The 19,117-nt window shown below is 62.9% G+C and carries 18 protein-coding genes; 6 read left to right on the top strand and 12 right to left on the bottom strand.

All coding sequences use genetic code 11. The annotated features are described in order from the left end of the window. Positions 1–346: 346 nt before the first annotated feature. Positions 347–1,327, top strand: coding sequence for a phosphogluconate dehydrogenase (NAD(+)-dependent, decarboxylating) (gene gnd, locus PLD_RS05285; RefSeq protein WP_159890511.1), 981 nt, complete (start codon positions 347–349; stop codon positions 1,325–1,327). Then, the gene (gene zwf / locus PLD_RS05280) at positions 1,324–2,841 is read left to right on the top strand and encodes a glucose-6-phosphate dehydrogenase (protein WP_159890509.1); all 1,518 of its coding nucleotides are present in this window, start codon (positions 1,324–1,326) and stop codon (positions 2,839–2,841) included. The genes gnd and zwf overlap by 4 nt, the downstream gene beginning before the upstream one ends. Before the next feature lie 138 nt (positions 2,842–2,979). On the opposite strand, the gene nhaB is transcribed toward zwf, so the two are convergent. From nhaB to paaG, 11 genes are all read right to left on the bottom strand, one after another. Then, complete coding sequence (gene nhaB, locus PLD_RS05275) at positions 2,980–4,482, bottom strand: sodium/proton antiporter NhaB (RefSeq protein WP_159890507.1); 1,503 nt, start codon at positions 4,480–4,482, stop codon at positions 2,980–2,982. 153 nt (positions 4,483–4,635) lie between these two features. Further along, entirely contained in the window at positions 4,636–6,690 is a 2,055-nt protein-coding gene (paaZ, locus tag PLD_RS05270; protein WP_159890505.1) for a phenylacetic acid degradation bifunctional protein PaaZ, read from the bottom strand. A gap of 57 nt (positions 6,691–6,747) precedes the next feature. After that, entirely contained in the window at positions 6,748–8,394 is a 1,647-nt protein-coding gene (locus PLD_RS05265) for a cation acetate symporter (protein ID WP_218575852.1), read from the bottom strand. Further along, positions 8,391–8,699 (bottom strand): DUF485 domain-containing protein, encoded by a 309-nt coding sequence (locus tag PLD_RS05260; protein ID WP_159890503.1) that lies wholly within the window; start codon positions 8,697–8,699, stop codon positions 8,391–8,393. The genes PLD_RS05265 and PLD_RS05260 overlap by 4 nt, the downstream gene beginning before the upstream one ends. 50 nt (positions 8,700–8,749) lie before the next feature. Then, positions 8,750–9,826 carry a 1,2-phenylacetyl-CoA epoxidase subunit PaaE gene (gene paaE, locus PLD_RS05255; protein ID WP_159890501.1) on the bottom strand — a complete coding sequence of 359 codons (1,077 nt, stop codon included), beginning with the start codon at positions 9,824–9,826 and terminating at the stop codon, positions 8,750–8,752. A gap of 30 nt (positions 9,827–9,856) precedes the next feature. Continuing rightward, positions 9,857–10,387, bottom strand: a complete 531-nt coding sequence (gene paaD, locus PLD_RS05250) for a 1,2-phenylacetyl-CoA epoxidase subunit PaaD (RefSeq protein WP_159890499.1) — start codon at positions 10,385–10,387, stop codon at positions 9,857–9,859. Then, positions 10,374–11,135, bottom strand: coding sequence for a 1,2-phenylacetyl-CoA epoxidase subunit PaaC (paaC, locus tag PLD_RS05245; protein ID WP_159890497.1), 762 nt, complete (start codon positions 11,133–11,135; stop codon positions 10,374–10,376). Before paaC ends, paaD begins: the two co-directional genes overlap by 14 nt. Before the next feature lie 8 nt (positions 11,136–11,143). Further along, positions 11,144–11,425, bottom strand: coding sequence for a 1,2-phenylacetyl-CoA epoxidase subunit PaaB (gene paaB, locus PLD_RS05240; RefSeq protein ID WP_159890495.1), 282 nt, complete (start codon positions 11,423–11,425; stop codon positions 11,144–11,146). 73 nt (positions 11,426–11,498) lie between these two features. Next, entirely contained in the window at positions 11,499–12,488 is a 990-nt protein-coding gene (gene paaA / locus PLD_RS05235) for a 1,2-phenylacetyl-CoA epoxidase subunit PaaA (RefSeq protein WP_159890493.1), read from the bottom strand. 179 nt (positions 12,489–12,667) lie between these two features. Continuing rightward, positions 12,668–13,987, bottom strand: coding sequence for a phenylacetate--CoA ligase PaaK (gene paaK / locus PLD_RS05230; RefSeq protein WP_159890491.1), 1,320 nt, complete (start codon positions 13,985–13,987; stop codon positions 12,668–12,670). A 144-nt stretch (positions 13,988–14,131) separates the two neighbouring features. Beyond that, positions 14,132–14,923, bottom strand: a complete 792-nt coding sequence (gene paaG, locus PLD_RS05225; protein ID WP_159890489.1) for a 2-(1,2-epoxy-1,2-dihydrophenyl)acetyl-CoA isomerase PaaG — start codon at positions 14,921–14,923, stop codon at positions 14,132–14,134. A gap of 73 nt (positions 14,924–14,996) precedes the next feature. Between paaG and PLD_RS05220 the strand changes: the two genes are divergently transcribed. From PLD_RS05220 to paaX, 3 genes are all read left to right on the top strand, one after another. Beyond that, complete coding sequence (locus PLD_RS05220; protein ID WP_159890487.1) at positions 14,997–15,359, top strand: hypothetical protein; 363 nt, start codon at positions 14,997–14,999, stop codon at positions 15,357–15,359. Beyond that, positions 15,356–15,949: a phenylacetic acid degradation protein PaaY gene (paaY, locus tag PLD_RS05215; protein WP_159890485.1), complete on the top strand. Its 594-nt coding sequence runs from the start codon at positions 15,356–15,358 to the stop codon at positions 15,947–15,949. Before PLD_RS05220 ends, paaY begins: the two co-directional genes overlap by 4 nt. 62 nt (positions 15,950–16,011) lie before the next feature. Further along, positions 16,012–16,935, top strand: coding sequence for a phenylacetic acid degradation operon negative regulatory protein PaaX (gene paaX / locus PLD_RS05210; RefSeq protein WP_159890483.1), 924 nt, complete (start codon positions 16,012–16,014; stop codon positions 16,933–16,935). 186 nt (positions 16,936–17,121) lie between these two features. Here paaX and PLD_RS05205 read toward each other — a convergent pair whose 3' ends face one another. Next, positions 17,122–17,388, bottom strand: a complete 267-nt coding sequence (locus PLD_RS05205) for a hypothetical protein (RefSeq protein WP_159890481.1) — start codon at positions 17,386–17,388, stop codon at positions 17,122–17,124. A 351-nt stretch (positions 17,389–17,739) separates the two neighbouring features. On the opposite strand from PLD_RS05205, the gene PLD_RS05200 reads away from it, so the two are divergent. Further along, positions 17,740–19,065, top strand: coding sequence for a sigma-54 dependent transcriptional regulator (locus tag PLD_RS05200; RefSeq protein WP_159890479.1), 1,326 nt, complete (start codon positions 17,740–17,742; stop codon positions 19,063–19,065). Positions 19,066–19,117 lie beyond the last annotated feature (52 nt).

The following is a 19,117-nucleotide window of genomic DNA, read 5'->3' as shown; positions in this document are numbered from 1 at the left end:
TATGCGGCGCCAATTCTGATTTCTTTTTTTTGCGATGGGAACTTTTTTATTTTGTGTGGTCGCTGTGTCTTCGTCGGCTTTTGTGTCGTTATCCACTCAAAGATTGTGAAACTTCGCCCCACGTGGTGGGACTAATTCTCAATCAGGCCATATCGGCCGGGCACCGACGGGCAGGCCGGTTGACCTCGCGTTAAGCGCAGCTGCCGGCAAAAACTCGCTTTATGTCTGAAGATTGCGCTGTCTTGGTGCTTCTCGCCTTGTATAGTTGCGCCCCTTGAAGTGGGTACCTGGCCCGTTGGGCTATACATTTTTTGATCTGATTTTTTTGCAGTAGGAGCATCAGCACATGCAACTGGGGATTATTGGACTGGGCCGCATGGGCGGCAACATTGCACGGCGCCTGATGCTCAATGGGCACGAAACCGTAGTTTTTGACCGCAACAGCGACTTTGTCAGCACCCTGGCCGCCGAGGGCGCCAAGGGCGTGGCCGACTTGCCCGCCCTGGTGGCGGGCCTGGAGCAACCCCGCGCGGTCTGGGTCATGCTGCCCGCCGGTGAGCCCACCGAAGACACCATCGACACCCTGAGCCAGTTGCTGGAACCGGGCGATGTGATCATCGACGGCGGCAACACCTACTACAAGGACGACATCCGACGCGCGCGGGAGCTGGGGCAAAAGGGCCTGAAATACATCGATGTCGGCACCTCGGGCGGGGTCTGGGGCCTGGAACGCGGCTACTGCATGATGATTGGCGGTGACGCCGATGAAGTGCGGCGCCTGGACCCGCTGTTCGCCGCACTGGCGCCGGGCCTGGGTTCGATTCCACGGACCAAGGACCGGGTCGCCGAAGATGATCGCGCCGAGCATGGTTACATCCACGCCGGTCCCGCCGGTGCCGGGCACTTCGTCAAGATGATCCACAACGGCATCGAGTACGGGATGATGCAGGCCTTCGCCGAGGGCTTCGACATCCTCAAGACCAAGTCGTCGCACATGCTCCCCGAAGATCAGCGTTTCGACCTGAATGTGGCGGACATCGCTGAAGTCTGGCGGCGCGGCAGCGTGGTGTCGTCCTGGCTCCTGGACCTGACCGCCGATGCCCTGGCGGGCGACCCGAAACTCGATGGTTTCTCCGGCTCCGTCGCCGACAGCGGCGAAGGGCGCTGGACCATTGAAGCGGCCATGGAGCAGGCGGTGCCGGTGCCGGTGTTGTCCAACTCGCTGTTCTCCCGCTACCGCTCCCGTGGCCAAGGCACCTATGGCGACAAGTTGCTCTCGGCCATGCGCTTCGGCTTCGGTGGCCATGTGGAGACCGGTAAGAAATGACCGCCACGCGAAAGAAGTCCAAGGCGTTGCCGGCACCGCCGACCACGCTGTTCCTGTTCGGCGCCCGCGGTGATCTGGTCAAGCGCCTGTTGATGCCGGCGTTGTACAACCTGAGCCGCGACGGCTTGCTGGACCAGGGGCTGCGGATAGTCGGCGTTGACCACAATGCTGTGAGCGACGCTGAATTCGCCACCTTGCTGGAAGACTTCCTTCGCGATGAAGTGCTCAACAAACAAGGTTCGGGGGCAGCGGTGGACGCTGCCGTCTGGGCCCGCCTGACCCGTGGTATCAGCTACGTCCAGGGCGATTTCCTTGAAGATTCCACCTATGCCGAACTGGCGGCGCGGATTGCCGCCAGCGGTACGGGTAATGCGGTGTTCTACCTGGCCACCGCCCCGCGCTTTTTCAGCGAAGTGGTGCAGCGGCTGGGGGCGGCGGGGCTGTTGGAAGAGGGCGAGGAGGCGTTTCGCCGGGTCGTCATCGAGAAGCCCTTCGGCTCCGACCTGCAGACCGCCGAGGCGCTCAACGCTTGCCTGCTCAAGGTCATGAGCGAGAAGCAGATCTATCGCATCGACCATTATCTGGGCAAGGAAACCGTGCAGAACATCCTGGTCAGCCGTTTTTCCAACAGCCTGTTCGAGGCGTTCTGGAACAATCATTACATCGACCACGTACAGATCACCGCGGCGGAAACCGTAGGGGTGCAAACCCGTGGCAGCTTTTATGAACACACCGGTGCCCTGCGAGACATGGTGCCCAACCACCTGTTCCAGCTGCTGGCGATGGTGGCCATGGAGCCCCCCGCGGCGTTTGGCGCCGATGCGGTGCGCGGCGAAAAGGCCAAAGTGGTGGGGGCGATTCGTCCCTGGTCCCTGGAAGAGGCGCGCGCCAACTCGGTGCGCGGCCAGTACGGCGCCGGCGAGTCGGCCGGCAAGCCCGTGGCGGGCTACCGCGAGGAAGCCAATGTCGCGCCAGACAGCAACACCGAAACCTACGTCGCCTTGAAGGTGATGATCGATAACTGGCGCTGGGTCGGGGTGCCGTTCTATCTGCGTACCGGCAAGCGCATGAGTGTGCGCGACACCGAAATCGTCATCTGCTTCAAGCCGGCACCTTACGCGCAGTTTCGCGATACCGAGGTCGAGCGCCTGTCGCCGACTTACCTGCGTATCCAGATCCAGCCCAACGAAGGCATGTGGTTCGACCTGTTGGCGAAAAAGCCCGGGCCGAGCCTGGACATGGCCAATATCGAGCTGGGTTTTGCCTATCGCGACTTTTTTGAAATGCAGCCTTCCACCGGTTACGAAACCCTGATCTATGACTGCCTGGTTGGCGATCAGACGCTGTTTCAGCGGGCCGACAACATTGAGAACGGTTGGCGCGCCGTGCAGCCTTTCATCGATGCCTGGCAGCAGGATGGGGCGCTACAGCGCTACCCGGCGGGCGAGGACGGTCCGACGGCCGCTGACGAGTTGCTGGCCCGTGACGGTCGGGTCTGGCACGCCCTCGGATAAGGGCAGGAAAAGAGCCGGGCAGCGGTGCCCTTGAAGGCGCCGCCGAGGTGGTTGGCCTGCTGTCGGCAACCGCGTAGCGGCGATGAAGACCGCGCCCGGCCTGGCGAACCCAGGCGCGGCCTTCGGCAGGCGAGGTGCCTACAGCCAGTAAGTCACGCCATACCAGCCCAGCGTGCCCATCACCACGGTGTAAGGCAGGGCCATCCACACCATCCGTCCATAAGACAGCCGCACCAGTGGCGCAATCGCCGAGGTCAGCAGGAACAGGAACGCCGCTTGCCCGTTGGGCGTGGCCACGCTGGGCAGGTTGGTGCCGGTGTTGATGGCAATCGCCAGGGCCTCGAAGTGTTCACGGCTCATCTGTCCGGAGATGAACGCCTGTTTCACCTCGGTGATATAGATGGTGGCGACGAACACGTTGTCGCTGATGGCCGACAGCACGCCATTGGCAATGAACAACATGCCTGGTTGCTGATCGGCGGGCAGGGCCAGCACCCATTGGATCAACGGCGTGAACAACTGCTGCTGGTGAATCACCGCCACCACCGCAAAGAACACCACCAGCAAGGCGGTGAAGGGCATGGCGTCCTTGAACGCATTGCCCACCCGATGCTCATCCGTGATCCCGGTGAAGGCGGTGATCAGCACGATCACCAACAGGCCAATCAGCCCGACTTCGGCCACGTGCAGCGCCAGGCCGACAATCAGCACCAGCGCGGCCAGGCCCTGTACCAGCAGCGCAGCACGTTGGCTGGCGGTGCGCTTGGCGTTGTCTTCGGCGGCGTAGTTGGCCAGTACTTGGCGTACGTTCTTCGGCAACAGGGTGCCGTAGCCGAACCAGCGCAGCTTCTCCAGGAGAACGCAGGTCACCAGGCCGGCGCCCAATACCGGCAGCGAGACCGGTGCGACCTGACTGAAGAACTCGACGAAGTGCCAGCCCATTTCATGGCCGATCAATAGGTTCTGCGGTTCGCCCACCAGGGTGCACACACCGCCCAGCGCGGTACCGACCGCGCCGTGCATCAGCAGGCTGCGCAGGAAGGCCCGGAATTGCTCCAGGTCGTCGCGATGCAGCGGCTGCAGTTGCTCGTCATCGCTATAACCACTGTCTTGGCGTGGGTCGTTGCCGGAGGCCACCCGGTGATACACCGAATAGAAGCCCACCGCGGCGCTGATGATCACCGCAGTCACCGTCAGTGCATCGAGGAACGCCGACAAAAAGGCCGACAAAAAGCAGAACAGCAGGCCCAGCAGGACCTTGGAACGCACGCCCAGCAGCAGCCGGGAGAACAGGAACAGCAGCAACTCCTTCATGAAATAGATGCCGGCTACCATGAACATCAGCAGCAGGATCACCGGAAAGTTGTGCACCAATTCGTCGTACAGCGCTTGCGGCGTGGTCATGCCCAGCAACAGCGCCTCGACCAGTAACAGGCCGCCGGGCATCAAGGGGTAACACTTGAGGGCCATGGCCAGGGTGAAGATGAACTCGATCACCAGGCACCAGCCGGCCACCACTGGGCTGACGTAGAAGAACAGCAAGGGGTTGAGCAGCAGGAACGCGACAATGCTTGTCTTGTACCAACGGGGTGAGTGGCCGAGAAAATTATGGGCAAACGCCTGGGCCATTGAGCCGGACATTGACTGCTCCTAGTAGTGAGAAGCGCGCAACTTGCCGCAAGCGGGGTTGAGAATCAAGAAACGATGAAACCTTTTGCCACAATTTTCACCAAAAAGGGGGAGGAGGGGCGCGCGGGCCTGTTCGATGGCCGGCCCACGCGGGTCACGCCGGGTTCACTCCAAGCGTTTGGCCACCAGGGTCAGGATGTCGTAGCTGGCCACCAGCTCACCCAACTGGTTGGTCACTTCCACGTCCCAGGCCACGACGCCCTGCGCAATGCCCTGAGGGCTTTGCTTGCCCTGGTCGATCTTGCGCTTGCAGGTCAGGCGCGCTTGCAGGGTGTCGCCAATGCCCACCGGGCTGATAAAGCGCAAGGTGTCGAGGCCGTAGTTGGCCAGCACCGGCCCCGGTGCCGGAGACACGAACAGCCCGGCCGCCGCCGAGAGCACGAAGTAGCCGTGGGCAATACGTTTGCCGAATTGGGAGTCCTTGGCAGCGATCTCGTCGAAGTGCATATAGAAGTGGTCCCCGGACAGGCAGCCGAAGTTCACCAGATCGGCTTCGGTCACGGTGCGCCGGTGGGTCAGCAGGGACTCGCCGATCCGCAGGTCCTGGAAGTGCCGGCGGAACGGGTGGACCTCGGTTTCGATGACCTTGGCGCCGCGCACGTATTCACCGGTCACTGCCGCCAGCATGCTCGGCGAGCCCTGCACTGCGGCTCGCTGCAGGTAGTGCTTGACCGCCCGCAGGCCGCCCAGCTCTTCTCCGCCACCGGCGCGACCGGGGCCACCGTGCTTGAGTTGCGGCAGCGGCGAGCCGTGGCCAGTGGATTCGCCGGCGCACTCGCGGTCCAGCACCAGCAGCCGGCCGTGCCAGCTGGCGGCCCGGGGAATGACCCGGGCGGCGATGCCCGGGTCCTTGGTCACCAGGCTGGCCACCAGGCTGCCCTTGCCGCGAGCGGCCAGGTCCAGGGCCTGGTCCAGGTCGTCGTAGCCCATCAAGGTGCTGACCGGGCCAAAGGCCTCGATGTCGTGGGCGCCGCCGTCCGCCAGCGGATCGCGGGACAGCAGCAAGGTCGGGGCAAAGAACGCGCCCTGGCTAACGTTGTCGCCCCGGGGCTCGAAGCCGTCCCGGGCGCCGAACAACAGATCGCTGCTGTGCAGCAGGCTCTCCAGGCGTTCGGCCACGTCCCGCTGTTGCTCATGGGAGGCCAGGGCGCCCATGCGTACGCCTTCCACCGACGGATCGCCGACCACCACCTTCGACAGGCGCTCGCGCAAGCCCGTGGCCACGGCGTCCAGCTGTTTGGCCGGAACGATGGCGCGACGAATGGCGGTGCATTTCTGCCCGGCCTTGACCGTCATTTCCCGCACCACTTCCTTGATGAACAATTCGAACTCCGGGTCGTCGGGGGTGACGTCCGGGGCCAGGATGGCGCAGTTCAGGGAGTCGGCTTCGGCGTTGAACGGTACCGAGTGGCGAATCAGGTTGGCGTTGGCCCGCAGCTTGCCAGCGGTGCTGGCGGATCCGGTGAAGGTCACCAGGTCCTGGCCTTGCAGGCGATCCAACAGATCCCCGGTGCTGCCGATCACCAGTTGCAGGCTGCCTTCGGGCAGCAGGCCGGAGTCCGCCATCAGGCGCACCACGGCCTCGGTCAGGTAGCTGGTGGCGCTGGCCGGCTTGACGATGCACGGCATGCCGGCGAGAAAGCAGGGGGCGAACTTTTCCAGCATCCCCCAGATGGGAAAGTTGAAGGCGTTGATGTGCACCGCCACGCCGCCACGAGGCACCAGGATGTGGGTGCCGGCAAAACTGCCGAGCTTGCTCAAAGATTGCGCCGGGCCTTCGTGCAACAGGTTGCCCGACGGCAGTTCACGGGAGCCGAGGCCTGCGTAGCTGAACAGGGTGCTGTTGCCACCTTCGATGTCGATCCAGCTGTCGGCCCGGGTCGCGCCACTGTGGTGGGACAGGGCGTACAGCTGTTCCTTGCGCTCGCCAAGGTACAGCGCCAGGGCCTTGAGGCGCTGGGCCCGCTGCTGGAAATCCAGGGCCAGCAGGGCCTTGCCGCCTTGCTGCCGTCCGTGTTGCAGGGCCTCGGCGAAGTCCAGCGGCTCTTCATGGGTGTGCGCCACGCTATGCCCGTCAATGGCGCTGCGCAGTGATTGACCTGGGTGTTGGCCGACCCAGCGGCCGGCGATGAAGCTTTGCAGGGTAGAAGACTGAGGCATGGCGATGGCTCCTGAAAATGAGATCAGGCCGAGCGCGGACGAGGCCGCGTGACGGCATCAATGATTGCTGGCGCCGCAGGCGCCGATTCCGGTCATGGAGCGGATGAACTGCGCCAGGTAGCGGCCGCGCTCCAGGTCGGCGCGGGCTGAGCGGTCGCTGACGGAAAGCGCCCAGGCGCAGAAGAACGCCAGGCTCATGGAAAACAGCGCCGGGTTGGTGTAGGGGAACAACGCCTGGGGGTGGTGCAGCACGTTGACCCACACCGCCGGGCTGAGAATCAGCAGCACAATCGCCGACACCAGCCCGGCCAGGCTACCGCCCACTGCGCCGCGGGTGGTCAGGCCTTTCCAGAACATGGAAAGAAACAGCACGGGGAAATTCACCGATGCAGCAATCGCCAGCACCAGGCCTGAGAGAAAGGCGATGTTCTGCGATTCGAACAATAAGCCCAGCAGGACTGCCATCACGCCGATGCACAAGGTCGCGATCCGTGACACGTGCATTTCCTGCCGGGTGCTGACCTGGCCTTTGCGCATGACACAGGCATACAGGTCGTGGGACACCGCCGAGGCCCCGGACAGCGCCAGCCCGGCCACCACCGCGAGAATGGTGGCGAAGGCCACCGCCGAGATGAAGCCCAGGAACAAGTTGCCGCCCACCGCCTGGGCCAGGTGCACGGCAATCATGTTGGCGCCGCCGATGATCGCGCCGCCGGCGTCGCGGTACTCAGGCTCGGCGCCGACCATGACAATCGCACCGAAGCCGACCACGATCAGCAGCAGATAGAAGTAGCCGATGAATCCGGTGGCGTAGAACACGCTCTTGCGCGCTTCCCGGGCATCGCTGACGGTGAAAAAGCGCATCAGGATATGCGGCAGCCCGGCGGTGCCGAACATCATGCCCAGCCCCAGGGAAATGGCGTCGATGGGGTTCGACAGCAGCCCGCCCGGGGCCATGATCGCACTGCCTTTGGCGTGCACCGCGCTGGCTTGGGCGAACAGCGCCTCGGTGCTGAAGCCAAAGTGCTTGAGCACCATGAAGGCCATGAAGCTGGTACCCGAGAGCAGCATCACCGCCTTGATGATCTGCACCCAGGTGGTGGCCAGCATGCCGCCAAAAGTCACGTAGCAGACCATCAGCAGGCCTACCAGCATCACCGCGTAGAGGTAGTCGATGCCGAACAGTAATTCGATCAGCTTGCCGGCGCCGACCATCTGCGCCACCAGGTACATCAGCGCCACGGTCAGGGTGCCGAAGGCCGAAGTCAGGCGCACCGGGGTCTGCGCCAGACGGTAGGACACCACGTCGGCGAAGGTGTATTTGCCCAGGTTGCGCAGGCGTTCGGCAATCAGGAACAAGATGATCGGCCAGCCGGCCAGCACTCCCAGGGCGTACAGCAGACCGTCGTAACCGTTGAGGAACATCATCGCCGAGATGCCCAGGAAGGACGCTGCGGAGATCATGTCGCCGGCAATCGCCAGGCCGTTCTGTAGGCCGCTCATGCCGCCGCCGGCGGTATAGAAGTCACTGGCCGAACGGGTGCGGTGGGCGGCCCAGCGGGTAATTGCCAGGGTCATCAGGACGAACACCAGGAACATACCGATGGCGTTCCAGTTCAGCGGGCGGGGGGGGTGTTCGGCGGCCAGGGCCAGATCCGTGGCCAGCAGGCAGGGCAGCAGGCACCATCCACTAAGGCGCTTCATGACCGGTACTCGCGCTTGAGTTTGTCGTTGAGCGGGTCCAGCCGGTGGTTGGCGCGGTGCACGTAGAAACCGGTCAGGGCGAAGGCCAGGAAAATCATCGCCACGCCCACCGGCATGCCGAGGGTGGTCGCACCGCCAGACAGCGACTGCCCCAGCAGTCCGGGGTGAAAGGCCACCAGCAACACGAAGCCGTAGTAGGCCGCGAGCATGATCAGGGTCAGCGACCAGTACAGGCGCTGCTTGCGCCGGACCAACTGGATGAAGTCCGGGTGCTGGGTGATGCGGTCTATCTCTTGTGGGCTCATGAGCTGTTTTCTCTTGTTGTTGTTTGGGGGCACGCATACCGGCGCTTTGCTCAGGGTTGATCGAAGTCCAGGACCACCCTGTCGCTGAGAGGAAAGGACTGGCAGGACAGCACGTAGCCGGCCGCCACTTCGTAGTCTTCCAGGGCGTGGTTGCTGTCCATCTCCACCTCGCCTTCGATGACCTTGCACTTGCAGGTGGAGCAGACCCCGGCCTTGCACGAATACGGCAGCTCGGCGCCCTGAGCATTGCCGGCGTCCAGCAGGCTCATGCTGTTGCGCGGCAGCTCGAAGGCCAGGGCCCGGCCGTCGCTGATCACGGTGATCTGGCTGACCTGCGGATCCAGGGCGCGGGCGGCTTCCCGGGCCTGACGTTTCTGTCCGTCGGCGCTGGCGTGGAACAGCTCGAAGTGGATGCGCTCGGCGCTCATGCCGGCGGCCTTGAGGCCGTCGCGCACGGTTTCGGTCATGGCCTGGGGGCCGCAGATAAAGGCCGCGTCCAGTTGCCTGACGTCGAGCCAACGGGAAAACAGCTGTTGGCATTTCTCCTGGTTGATGCGGCCGTTGTACAGGTCGATGTCCTGTTGTTCGCGGCTGAACACGAACACCAGGTTGAGCCGTTGCAGGTAGCGGTTCTTGAGGTCTTCGAGTTGCTCGCGAAACAGTGCCGAGTGGCTGGAGCGGTTGCCGTAGAGCAGGGTCATGCGGCTCAGGGGCTCGGTTTCCAGGGTGCTCTTGATGATCGACAGGATTGGTGTGATGCCGCTGCCCGCCGCGACCGCCAGGTAATGGCCGCGCCGCAGGGGATCGAGCGCCACATGAAAGTGCCCGGTTGGCGGCATGACGTCCAGCGATTGGCCGGGCATGAGCTGTTCATTGGCATAGGTCGAGAAGCGGCCATCGGCGACACGCTTCACCGCGATGCGCAACTCGCCGTCGTTGACGCCGGTACAGATGGAGTAGGAGCGGCGCACTTGCTCGCCTTCCAGTTCGGTGCGCAGCACCAGATGCTGGCCCTGGGTGAAGAGGAACTGCTGTTGCAGGTGCTGGGGAATCTCGAAGGCAATGGACACCGCGTCGCGGGTTTCGCGGCGCACGTCTTTGATGGTCAGGCGGTGGAACGGGCTCATGGTGGTTGTCCTCTTGAGTCGGCCGGCGGCTCAGATGCACTTGAAATAGTCGAAGGGTTCCAGGCAGTCACGGCAGCGGTACAGGGCCTTGCAGGCGGTGGAACCGAATTCGCTGAGGCGCTCGCTGTGGGCGCTGCCGCATTGCGGGCAGAGCACCTGGGGTGCCTCGCCCAGCAGGCTGTGCTTGCTGCTCCCGGCAGGCGGGGCGATGCCGTAGGCCTGCAGGCGCTGACGACCGCGCAGGGTGATCCAGTCGGTGGTCCAGGCCGGGGTCAGTTGGCGCACCAGGCGCGGGGCCTTGAAGCCGGCCTGTTCCAGGGCCTGGCGAATGTCGTTCTCGATCACTTCGGTGGCCGGGCAGCCGGAGTAGGTCGGGGTGAGCGCCACCTGCAGATGGCCGGCCTGCCAGTCCAGGTCGCGGACGATGCCCAGGTCGAGCACGCTGACCACCGGCACTTCCGGGTCCATGACCCGGTCCAGGGTGCTCCAGGCCAGGTCCAGATCGCCCTGTTGCAGGGCTCTTGCGCCCTGGTCGCTGCCAATCAGTTCACCAGACTGCATCGGGGTAGGCCCTCGGCAGAAATTGCATCTCGGCCAGCAGTGGGCCCAGGTGTTCGGTGTGCAGGCCTGTTCGCGCATCCAGGTAGAAATGGCTCGGTGCCTCGGGCACGGGCAGGGTGGCCCGGGCGAAGAGGGCTTCGACGCTGGTGCGCCAGGCTTCGGCCACCTGGGCCGGATCGGCCCACAGGCCGGCCCGGTGCAGCTCGATTTCCGTGGCGTGGTGCTCGACCAGTTCGCCGGTGAAGCGCCACAGCCGCGGGATGGCCTGCAGCATGCGCTGGTGGCTTTCCTCGGTGCCGTCGCCCAGGCGCTCGACCCATGCGCTGGAGCGGCGCAGGTGATAGGTGACCTCCTTGAGCGCCTTGGCGGCGATGCCGGCCATCCGTTCATCCGCCGACTGGCTCAGGCCCTTGAGGGTTTCCAGGTGCCAGGCGTCGTAGAAAAACTGCTTGAGCAAGGTGACTGCGAAGTCGCCATTGGGCTGTTCCACCAACAACAGGTTGCGGTAGGCCCGCTCGTCACGGCGGAACGCCAGGTGGTCGGCGTCGCGGCCATCGGCCAGCAGTTCGGCAGCATAGTCCAGCCAGTTGCGGGCCTGGCCCACCAGATCGAGGCCGACATTCATCAGCGCCAGTTCTTCTTCCAGAGCCGGCGCCCGGCCGCACCATTCGCACAGGCGCTGGCCCTGGATCAGGGCGCTGTCGCCCAGGCGCAGCAGGTGGTTGATCAGATCGTTTGCAGGGTTCATGGCCGACCTCACATGTGTCCGACTTCGGGGGGCAACTGATAGAAGCTGGCGTGGCGGTAGACCTTGTCGTGCGCGGGGTCGAACAGCGGGTCCTTGTCATCCGGCGAGGAGGCGACGATCAGGGCCGAGGGCACCACCCACAGGCTTACGCCTTCGCTGCGCCGGGTGTAGAGGTCGCGGGCGTTGTTGATGGCCATGGCGTGGTCGGCGGCGTGCACGCTACCGACATGTTTGTGGTTGAGGCCGTGCTTGCTGCGCACGAAGACTTCGTAAAGGGTCCATTCAGACATCGGGTTAACTCCACATCGGGGCTGCTGGGTCACCGTTGCGCGCCGGCCCTGGAGGACACGGGGCCGTGCGCGTTCAGGCGGCGTTCTGGTTGAATTTTTTCTGCGCGTGGGCCACGGCGGCGGCGCGGACCCAGGCACCGTCGTCGATGGCCCGACGGCGGGTTTCCAGGCGCTCTTGGTTGCACGGGCCGTTGCCCTTGAGCACTTCGTAGAATTCGTCCCACTGAATCTCGCCGAAGTCGTAGTGGCCGCGCTCGGCGTTCCACTTCAGGTCCGGGTCGGGACAGGTGCAGCCCAGCAGTTCCAGTTGGGGGATGGTCTGGTCGATAAAGCGCTGGCGCAGCTCGTCGTTGCTCTGGCGCTTGATCTTCCAGGCCATGGATTGCGCGCTGTTGGGCGAGTGTTCGTCGCTGGGACCGAACATCATCAGCGCCGGCCACCACAGGCGGTTGATGGCGTCCTGGACCATGTCCTTCTGCGTCTGGTTACCCTCGCGCATCAGGGTCAGGAGGATTTCGTAGCCCTGGCGCTGGTGAAAGCTCTCTTCCTTGCAGATGCGCACCATGGCCCGGGCGTAGGGGCCGTAGGAGGTGCGCTGCAGCACCACTTGATTGACGATGGCGGCGCCGTCCACCAGCCAGCCCACCGCACCCATGTCGGCCCAGTTCAGGGTCGGGTAGTTGAAGATGCTCGAGTACTTGGCGCGGCCGCTGTGCAGTTTGGCGACTTCTTCGTCGCGGTCGGCGCCCAGGGTTTCCATGGCGCTGTACAGGTACAGGCCGTGGCCGGCTTCGTCCTGGATCTTGGCCATCAGTTGCAGCTTGCGCTTGAGGGTCGGGGCGCGGGTGACCCAGTTGCCCTCAGGCAGCATGCCGACGATTTCCGAGTGGGCATGCTGGGAGATTTGCCGGATCAGCGTCTGCCGGTACGCCTCGGGCATCCAGTTCTTGGCCTCGATCTTGATTTCCCCGTCGATCTTTTCCTGGAAGGCGCGTTCCTGTTCGGACATTTCCGAGTGCGGCTTGATGCGCTTGACCCCTGTTTCTACCAGTTGTGCGTACATGCGCTGTCTCCCGGGCTTGAAGGTGTGAATGGGCGTGCAGGTGTTTATATGTGATACACAAATAAATATCAAACACAAAAAATGGTGTCGTAATTATTTTCTGTATCGCTTTGCCATGTCGCGCTATTGGGCCGGCGAAAAAAAGCCCCGCGATTGCAGGGCTTTGACTTTTCATGGGCTCAGCGTCGCTTGTCGATGACTCGGCAGGCCTTGCCTTCCGAGCGCTTGATGCTGAATGCGGGTTGTAAAACGATACGTGAACTGATGCCGATATGGGTCTTGATGTGGCGACTCAGCTCGCTGCAGATCATGCGTTGCTGTTCGTCATTCAGCGGCGGCTGCGCGCCCTTGAGCTCGACGTGGATGTCGACGCTGTCGAGGTTGCCGTGGCGATACAGGTGGATCTCGTAGCAGGGCGCCAATTGAGCGACTTTCAGCACTTGCTCTTCCACCTGGGTGGGAAACACGTTGACTCCGCGAATGATCAGCATGTCGTCGCTGCGCCCGGTGATCTTGTCGATGCGCCGCATGGGGCGCGCCGTGCCCGGCAGCAGGCGGGTGAGGTCGCGGGTGCGGTAGCGGATCATCGGCAGGGCCTCCTTGCTCAGGGAGGTGAGCACCAGTTCGCCCATCTCGCCATCGGGCAACACTTGGCCGCTCGCCGGATCAATGATCTCGGGGTAGAAGTGGTCCTCCCAGAGGGTCGGGCCGTCGCGGGTTTCAGCGCACTCCATGGCCACCCCGGGGCCGATGATCTCCGACAGGCCGTAGATGTCCAGGGCGGCGATACCCAGGCGCTGCTCGATGGCGCTGCGCAGTTCGTCGGTCCAGGGCTCGGCGCCGAAGATCCCCAGGCGCAGGGCCAGTGTGTGCGGGTCGAGCCCCTGGCGTTCGATCTCGTCGGCGATATTGAGCATGTAGGAGGGCGTGACCATGATGATGTCCGGCTGGAAGTCCTTGAGCAGTTGCACCTGCTTTTCGGTCTGCCCGCCGGACATCGGGATCACCGTGCAGCCCAGGCGTTCGGCGCCGTAATGCGCCCCCAGGCCTCCGGTGAACAGGCCGTAGCCGTAGGCAATATGCACCTTGTCGCCGGGCCGCCCGCCGGCGGCGCGGATCGACCGGGCCACCACTTGGGCCCAGGTGTCGATGTCGTTGCGGGTGTAGCCCACCACCGTGGGTTTGCCGGTGGTGCCGCTGGAGGCATGCAGGCGCACCACTTCCTGCATCGGCACGGCGAACATGCCGTAGGGGTAGTAATCACGCAGGTCGGACTTGGTGGTGAAGGGCAGTTGTGCCAGGTCTTCCAGGCGCTTGATGTCCTGGGGATGGACGCCTTGGGCATCGAAGCGCTGGCGATAGAGCGGCACCTTGGTGTAAGCGTGGTTCAGGCTCCAGCGCAGGCGCTCCAACTGATGCTGGCGCAACTGATCGATGCTGGCGGTTTCCATCGGGTCCAACGGCGCTTCGGGCACGCATGTGGCAATCGGCATGTTCATGGTTTCACTCGAATTGTTGTTGTCTTTTAACCCGGTGGCGCGCGGGTGCTGAGTGTGTGTCCGGGCGAGCATGGGGACTTCCCCGGGTACATCCTTGTCGGGCGGGTTATCGCCGCTCGATGCGCAAGGCGTCGGGCCCTTGGCTCAGCGCCCCGTGAACACAGGCGTGCGTTTTTCCATGAAGGCGCTGACGCCTTCGCGGTAGTCCTCGCTGCCGCCGGCCAGGCGTTGCAGGTCGCGTTCGAGTTCCAACTGCTGATCGAAGCTGTTGTGCAGGCTGGCGTTGAGGCTGTGCTTGATCAGGGACAGGCCGTAGGTTGGTTGGCGGGCCAGGTGGCGGGCCAGGCTCATGGCTTCATCGCGCAGTTGCGAGTCGTCGACACACTGGTAGATCAGCCCCCATTGCTCGGCTTGTTCGGCGCTCAAACGGTTACCCAGCATCGCCAGGGCCTTGGCTCGGGCCATGCCCACCAGCCGTGGCAGCAGCCAGGTGCCGCCGGAATCGGGAATCAGCCCAAGCTTGCAGAAGGCCTGGATAAAGCTGGCGGAGCGTGCCGCCAGCACCAGGTCGCAGGCCAGCGGCAGGTTGGCCCCGGCGCCGGCGGCGACGCCGTTGACTGCGCAGATTACGGGCAACGGCAGGTCGCGCAGCGCGCGCACCAGGGGGTTATAGAACTGCTCGATGGATTGCCCCAGGTCCGGTGATGCTTGGCCGGGGGCGACGTTGCGGTCTCCCAGGTCTTGTCCGGCACAGAATGCGCGGCCTTCGCCGGTCAGCAGCAGCACCCGTGCTTCTGGGGTGGTGCGCAGTTGTTCAAGGGCCGCCTGGACCTCGCGATGCATCTGCGGGTTGAAACTATTGAGCTGGTCGGGGCGATTGAGGCTGAGCAGGGCAACGCCCTCGCTGATGGAGAACAGGATGGTTGTAAAGTTCACGGGCGGAGCACTCTGTGCGGGGCTGAGGTGAGCGCGGCGCCGGTCAGGGGGGGCGACGGCAAGGTCGTGAGGCATGGTGGATGTCCTCGGGGTGGCGCGGCCGGTGGTCGGCTCGATTATTGGATCGGCTCGCGAGCCGGTTTTCGCCGAGTATATCGCCAACGCGATACGAAAAATCAACATCAAAATGAATTTAGTGTGTCTTAATTGGTGCGATTTGTTGTCAGTCATTGAGTCCGAAGTCGCCGACTCTTACCCGGGCAGCCCAGGGTTATGCGCAGGAGGAGGCGGTTTTTCATCCTTGTCGGTGTTCAATCATCTGATACAAAATGCTCGCCGGCCCTGCGCAGTGCCTTCGATCAATCGCCTGTGTGCGTGTGTCGACGCGTCCACTGACCGGCCCACTCCTGAACAGACCCAGAAGGACATCCCATGACCTGTTACAGCCTCGATGGATTGACCCCGGTGGTCGACCCCAGTGCTTATGTGCACCCTTCGGCGGTGCTGATCGGCGATGTGATAGTCGGCCCTCATTGTTATATCGGCCCGCTGGCCAGTCTGCGCGGAGATTTTGGACGGATTGTCCTGGAGGAGGGGGCGAATCTGCAGGACACCTGCGTCATGCATGGTTTTCCCGACAGCGACACGGTGGTCGAGCGCAATGGCCACATTGGTCATGGCGCGGTGCTGCATGGCTGTCGTATCGGCGCCGATGCACTGGTGGGCATGAATGCCGTGGTGATGGACAATGCCTATATCGCGCCGCGCTCGTTTGTCTCGGCGGCCGCCTTTGTCAAAGCCGGCTTTGAGTGCGCGGCGCAGTCTCTGGTCATGGGCGCGCCGGCGCGGGTCAGTCGCCGATTAAGCGACGAGGAGCTGGCCTGGAAGCAAGCCGGTACCCGTGAGTACCAGCACTTGACTCGGCGCTGTCTGGAGCAGATGCAGGTCTGCGAGCCATTGACCGAGGTCGAGCCTCAGCGGCCGCGAATCGGTGGCAGCGATTTACGCCCCAAGCACCACCCGTAAGCTCGGCCGGCCCGTGCAAGCGCCTGAAACCAACTCTATTCCTTCCTTTTTCCGGTACATCCATGTCGTCCCTAGCGCCACTTAACCACCTGATCAAACGCTTTCAGGAGCAGACCCCGATCCGCGCCAGCTCGTTGATCATCACCTTGTACGGCGACGCCATCGAACCCCATGGCGGTACGGTCTGGCTCGGCAGCCTGATTCAGTTGCTGGAGCCGATGGGGATCAATGAGCGGCTGATCCGCACGTCGATCTTTCGTCTGAGCAAGGAAGGCTGGCTGACGGCCGAGAAGGTCGGCCGGCGCAGCTACTACAGCCTGACCCTGACCGGGCGTCGGCGTTTCGACAAGGCCTTCAAGCGGGTGTACAGCGCGGGCGTCCCCGCCTGGGATGGTGCCTGGTGCCTGGTGATGCTGTCACAACTGCAGCAAGAGTTGCGCAAGCAAGTGCGTGAAGAGCTGGAGTGGCAAGGTTTTGGCGCGATGTCGCCGGTGTTGCTGGCCTGTCCTCGCAGTGATCGTGCCGACATCAATGCCACGCTGCTGGAGCTGGGTGCCCAGGAGGACACCATCGTCTTCGAAACCACCCCGCAGGACGTGCTCGGTTCCAGGGCTTTGCGCTTGCAAGTGCGCGAGAGTTGGAACATCGACCAGTTGGCCAGCCATTACAGTGAGTTCATCCAGCTGTTTCGCCCGCTCTGGCAGGCCCTGCGCGAGCAAGAGCAACTGCAGCCGGCCGATTGCTTTTTGGCCCGCCTGCTGTTGATCCATGAATACCGCAAGCTGTTGTTGCGCGACCCGCAACTGCCGGACGAACTGCTGCCGGGCGATTGGGAAGGCCGCGCGGCACGTCAGTTGTGTCGCAATATCTACCGGTTGATCTATGCCAAGGCTGAAGAGTGGTTGGCCACCGCGCTGGAAAACGCCGACGGTCCGCTGCCGGATGTAGGGGAAAGTTTCTACCGGCGTTTTGGTGGCTTGAAATAAAGCCGGGGAAAAGGAGGACAGGACTTTGCCGTGTTCGTCCTGAATAAGGCCATTAATAAAGCAAGGGGTGTTCTGCAACTAAGGTTATGGCAACACGCAGTAGTAGAACGGGGCAGATAGTTAGCTAGCTTAGTTGTTGCGTAAAAATAAACGGATCACCTGGCGGGTGATCCGTATTAGCCACTATTACTTGGGCATTGCCCATGACTGCAGGGCATAACCGTCTTGGCTCAGTTCGGCGCGGGCTTGTTTGAGCAGGCCTTCCAGTTGAGCACGATCGCAATAGGCGCTGCTTGGAATCTGGGTTTGACCGATGCGCTTGCTGGTACGGTCGATGACGGTCAGGCTCAGCTCGCCATTACCGTCTTGTGGAGCCCAGGCCACGCATTGAAAAGGCTGGAATGCGCGGTCGGCGATCAAAAGTGCTTCGTTGATACGGAGCGGGGCGTTCATGGGGTGTTCTCTCTATGTGCCCAATCAAATGATGTGCCGTCGGTTGGGCTTACCCTTCGGCTGTGCACTTGTACTGATGCACCGAGGTGGGGGGCGGGTCACACCGGAAAACAACTTTTTACAACTTTCGACCAGAGGCTCAGCAGCCGGTCCCTTATTGGCGGGGGTTAAAAAATAACTGCGACAATCAGTCACCCGGGTGACGGTTGGCCGAGTCGCTTAGTTCGTTCGGTAAGCAGCGTTATAAGCAATGGGTACATACAGGCGTCAAGCGCTTGCTAATGTTACAGCCAGGTTTGCCAAACTACTGTTTCTACTAACTTTTCCACTATTTGGCGCCAAGGAACAGTCATGCTCGAAGCTCCCGTACAGCGTCGATTGCTGGTGGTTGATCCCTGTGACGACTGTCATCGCCTATTGCCCGGGTTGCGCAGCATCGGTTGGGATGTCGACAGTTGTGATTTGGAGTCCTCCCGCGAACGCTCCTGCGATGTCGGTCTGTTGCGTCTGCAACCCTTTCACTTGGAGCGGCCGGAGGCGATCAAGGAGATGATCAGCCACAGCGGCACCGAGTGGATCGCGGTCTTGAGCCCCGAAGTGCTACGCCTGCAAAAGGTCGGTGATTTTGTCTGCGAGTGGTTTTTCGATTTCCACACCCTGCCGTTCGATGTGTCTCGGGTCCAGGTGACCCTGGGGCGAGCCTTTGGCATGGCGCGTTTACGCGGGCAGGGCGCAATTCATGTCGACCAGCCCGAACATGAGCTACTGGGCGAGAGTCGGCCGATCCGTGACCTGCGCAAGTTGTTGAGCAAGCTGGCGCCCACCGAATCGCCCGTGTTGATCCGCGGGGAAAGTGGCACCGGCAAGGAGTTGGTGGCGCGCACCCTGCATCGGCAGTCCCAGCGTCATGACAAGCCGTTTGTCGCGATCAATTGTGGGGCGATTCCGGAACACCTGATTCAGTCCGAACTGTTCGGCCATGAAAAGGGCGCCTTTACCGGGGCTCATCAACGCAAGGTCGGGCGCATCGAGGCGGCCCACGGCGGCACCTTGTTTCTCGATGAAATCGGCGACCTGCCTTTGGAGTTGCAGGCCAATCTGCTGCGTTTTCTCCAGGAGAAAAGCATCGAGCGGGTCGGCGGTAGCCAGCCAATCGCCGTGGACGTTCGGGTTTTGGCGGCGACTCATGTGGACCTGGAGGCGGCCATCAGCAGTGGCCGTTTTCGTGAGGACCTGTATTACCGGCTCAATGTGCTGCAGGTGGTCACTGCGCCGTTGCGTGAGCGTCATGGCGATCTGGGCATGCTGGCCAGTCATTTCGCGCATTTCTACAGTCAGGAAACCGGCCGCCGGCCGCGCAGTTTCAGCGCGGACGCGCTGGTCGCCATGGGCAATCATGAATGGCCAGGCAATGTCCGCGAGTTGGCCAATCGGGTACGCCGCGGCCTGGTGCTGGCTGAAGGACGGCAAATCCAGGCCAGCGACTTGGGCTTGCAAAACCTGGCGACTCAGGAGGCTCCCATGGGCACCCTGGAGGACTACAAGCGTCGCGCCGAGCGTCAGGCGTTGTGCGATGTGCTGAGCCGGCACAGCGATAACCTCAGTGTCGCCGCTCGGGTTCTGGGAGTGTCACGGCCGACTTTTTACCGTTTGCTGCACAAGCATCAGATCCGCTAGGGCGGTGAGCAAACACTCAGGCCCGCTGCGATGGGGATCGCAGCGGGCCTGA

The sequence above is a fragment of the Pseudomonas sp. LD120 genome (assembly GCF_009861525.1).
GTDB lineage: Bacteria > Pseudomonadota > Gammaproteobacteria > Pseudomonadales > Pseudomonadaceae > Aquipseudomonas.
Note: the sequence above shows the minus strand (reverse complement) of the source record. Positions and strands in the feature narration are given on the sequence as shown.

Excerpts from the sequence above, each read along its gene's own strand:
- PLD_RS05260 (WP_159890503.1), bottom strand. The coding sequence starts at position 8,699 with ATGAGCCCACAAGAGATAGACCGCATCACCCAGCACCCGGACTTCATC.
- paaC (WP_159890497.1), bottom strand. The coding sequence starts at position 11,135 with ATGAACCCTGCAAACGATCTGATCAACCACCTGCTGCGCCTGGGCGAC.
- paaD (WP_159890499.1), bottom strand. The coding sequence starts at position 10,387 with ATGCAGTCTGGTGAACTGATTGGCAGCGACCAGGGCGCAAGAGCCCTG.
- PLD_RS05265 (WP_218575852.1), bottom strand. The coding sequence starts at position 8,394 with ATGAAGCGCCTTAGTGGATGGTGCCTGCTGCCCTGCCTGCTGGCCACG.
- zwf (WP_159890509.1), top strand. The coding sequence starts at position 1,324 with ATGACCGCCACGCGAAAGAAGTCCAAGGCGTTGCCGGCACCGCCGACC.
- paaB (WP_159890495.1), bottom strand. The coding sequence starts at position 11,425 with ATGTCTGAATGGACCCTTTACGAAGTCTTCGTGCGCAGCAAGCACGGC.
- paaK (WP_159890491.1), bottom strand. The coding sequence starts at position 13,987 with ATGAACATGCCGATTGCCACATGCGTGCCCGAAGCGCCGTTGGACCCG.
- paaZ (WP_159890505.1), bottom strand. The coding sequence starts at position 6,690 with ATGCCTCAGTCTTCTACCCTGCAAAGCTTCATCGCCGGCCGCTGGGTC.
- paaA (WP_159890493.1), bottom strand. The coding sequence starts at position 12,488 with ATGTACGCACAACTGGTAGAAACAGGGGTCAAGCGCATCAAGCCGCAC.
- nhaB (WP_159890507.1), bottom strand. The coding sequence starts at position 4,482 with ATGTCCGGCTCAATGGCCCAGGCGTTTGCCCATAATTTTCTCGGCCAC.
- paaE (WP_159890501.1), bottom strand. The coding sequence starts at position 9,826 with ATGAGCCCGTTCCACCGCCTGACCATCAAAGACGTGCGCCGCGAAACC.
- PLD_RS05205 (WP_159890481.1), bottom strand. The coding sequence starts at position 17,388 with ATGAACGCCCCGCTCCGTATCAACGAAGCACTTTTGATCGCCGACCGC.
- gnd (WP_159890511.1), top strand. The coding sequence starts at position 347 with ATGCAACTGGGGATTATTGGACTGGGCCGCATGGGCGGCAACATTGCA.
- paaY (WP_159890485.1), top strand. The coding sequence starts at position 15,356 with ATGACCTGTTACAGCCTCGATGGATTGACCCCGGTGGTCGACCCCAGT.
- paaX (WP_159890483.1), top strand. The coding sequence starts at position 16,012 with ATGTCGTCCCTAGCGCCACTTAACCACCTGATCAAACGCTTTCAGGAG.
- PLD_RS05220 (WP_159890487.1), top strand. The coding sequence starts at position 14,997 with ATGGTGGATGTCCTCGGGGTGGCGCGGCCGGTGGTCGGCTCGATTATT.
- PLD_RS05200 (WP_159890479.1), top strand. The coding sequence starts at position 17,740 with ATGCTCGAAGCTCCCGTACAGCGTCGATTGCTGGTGGTTGATCCCTGT.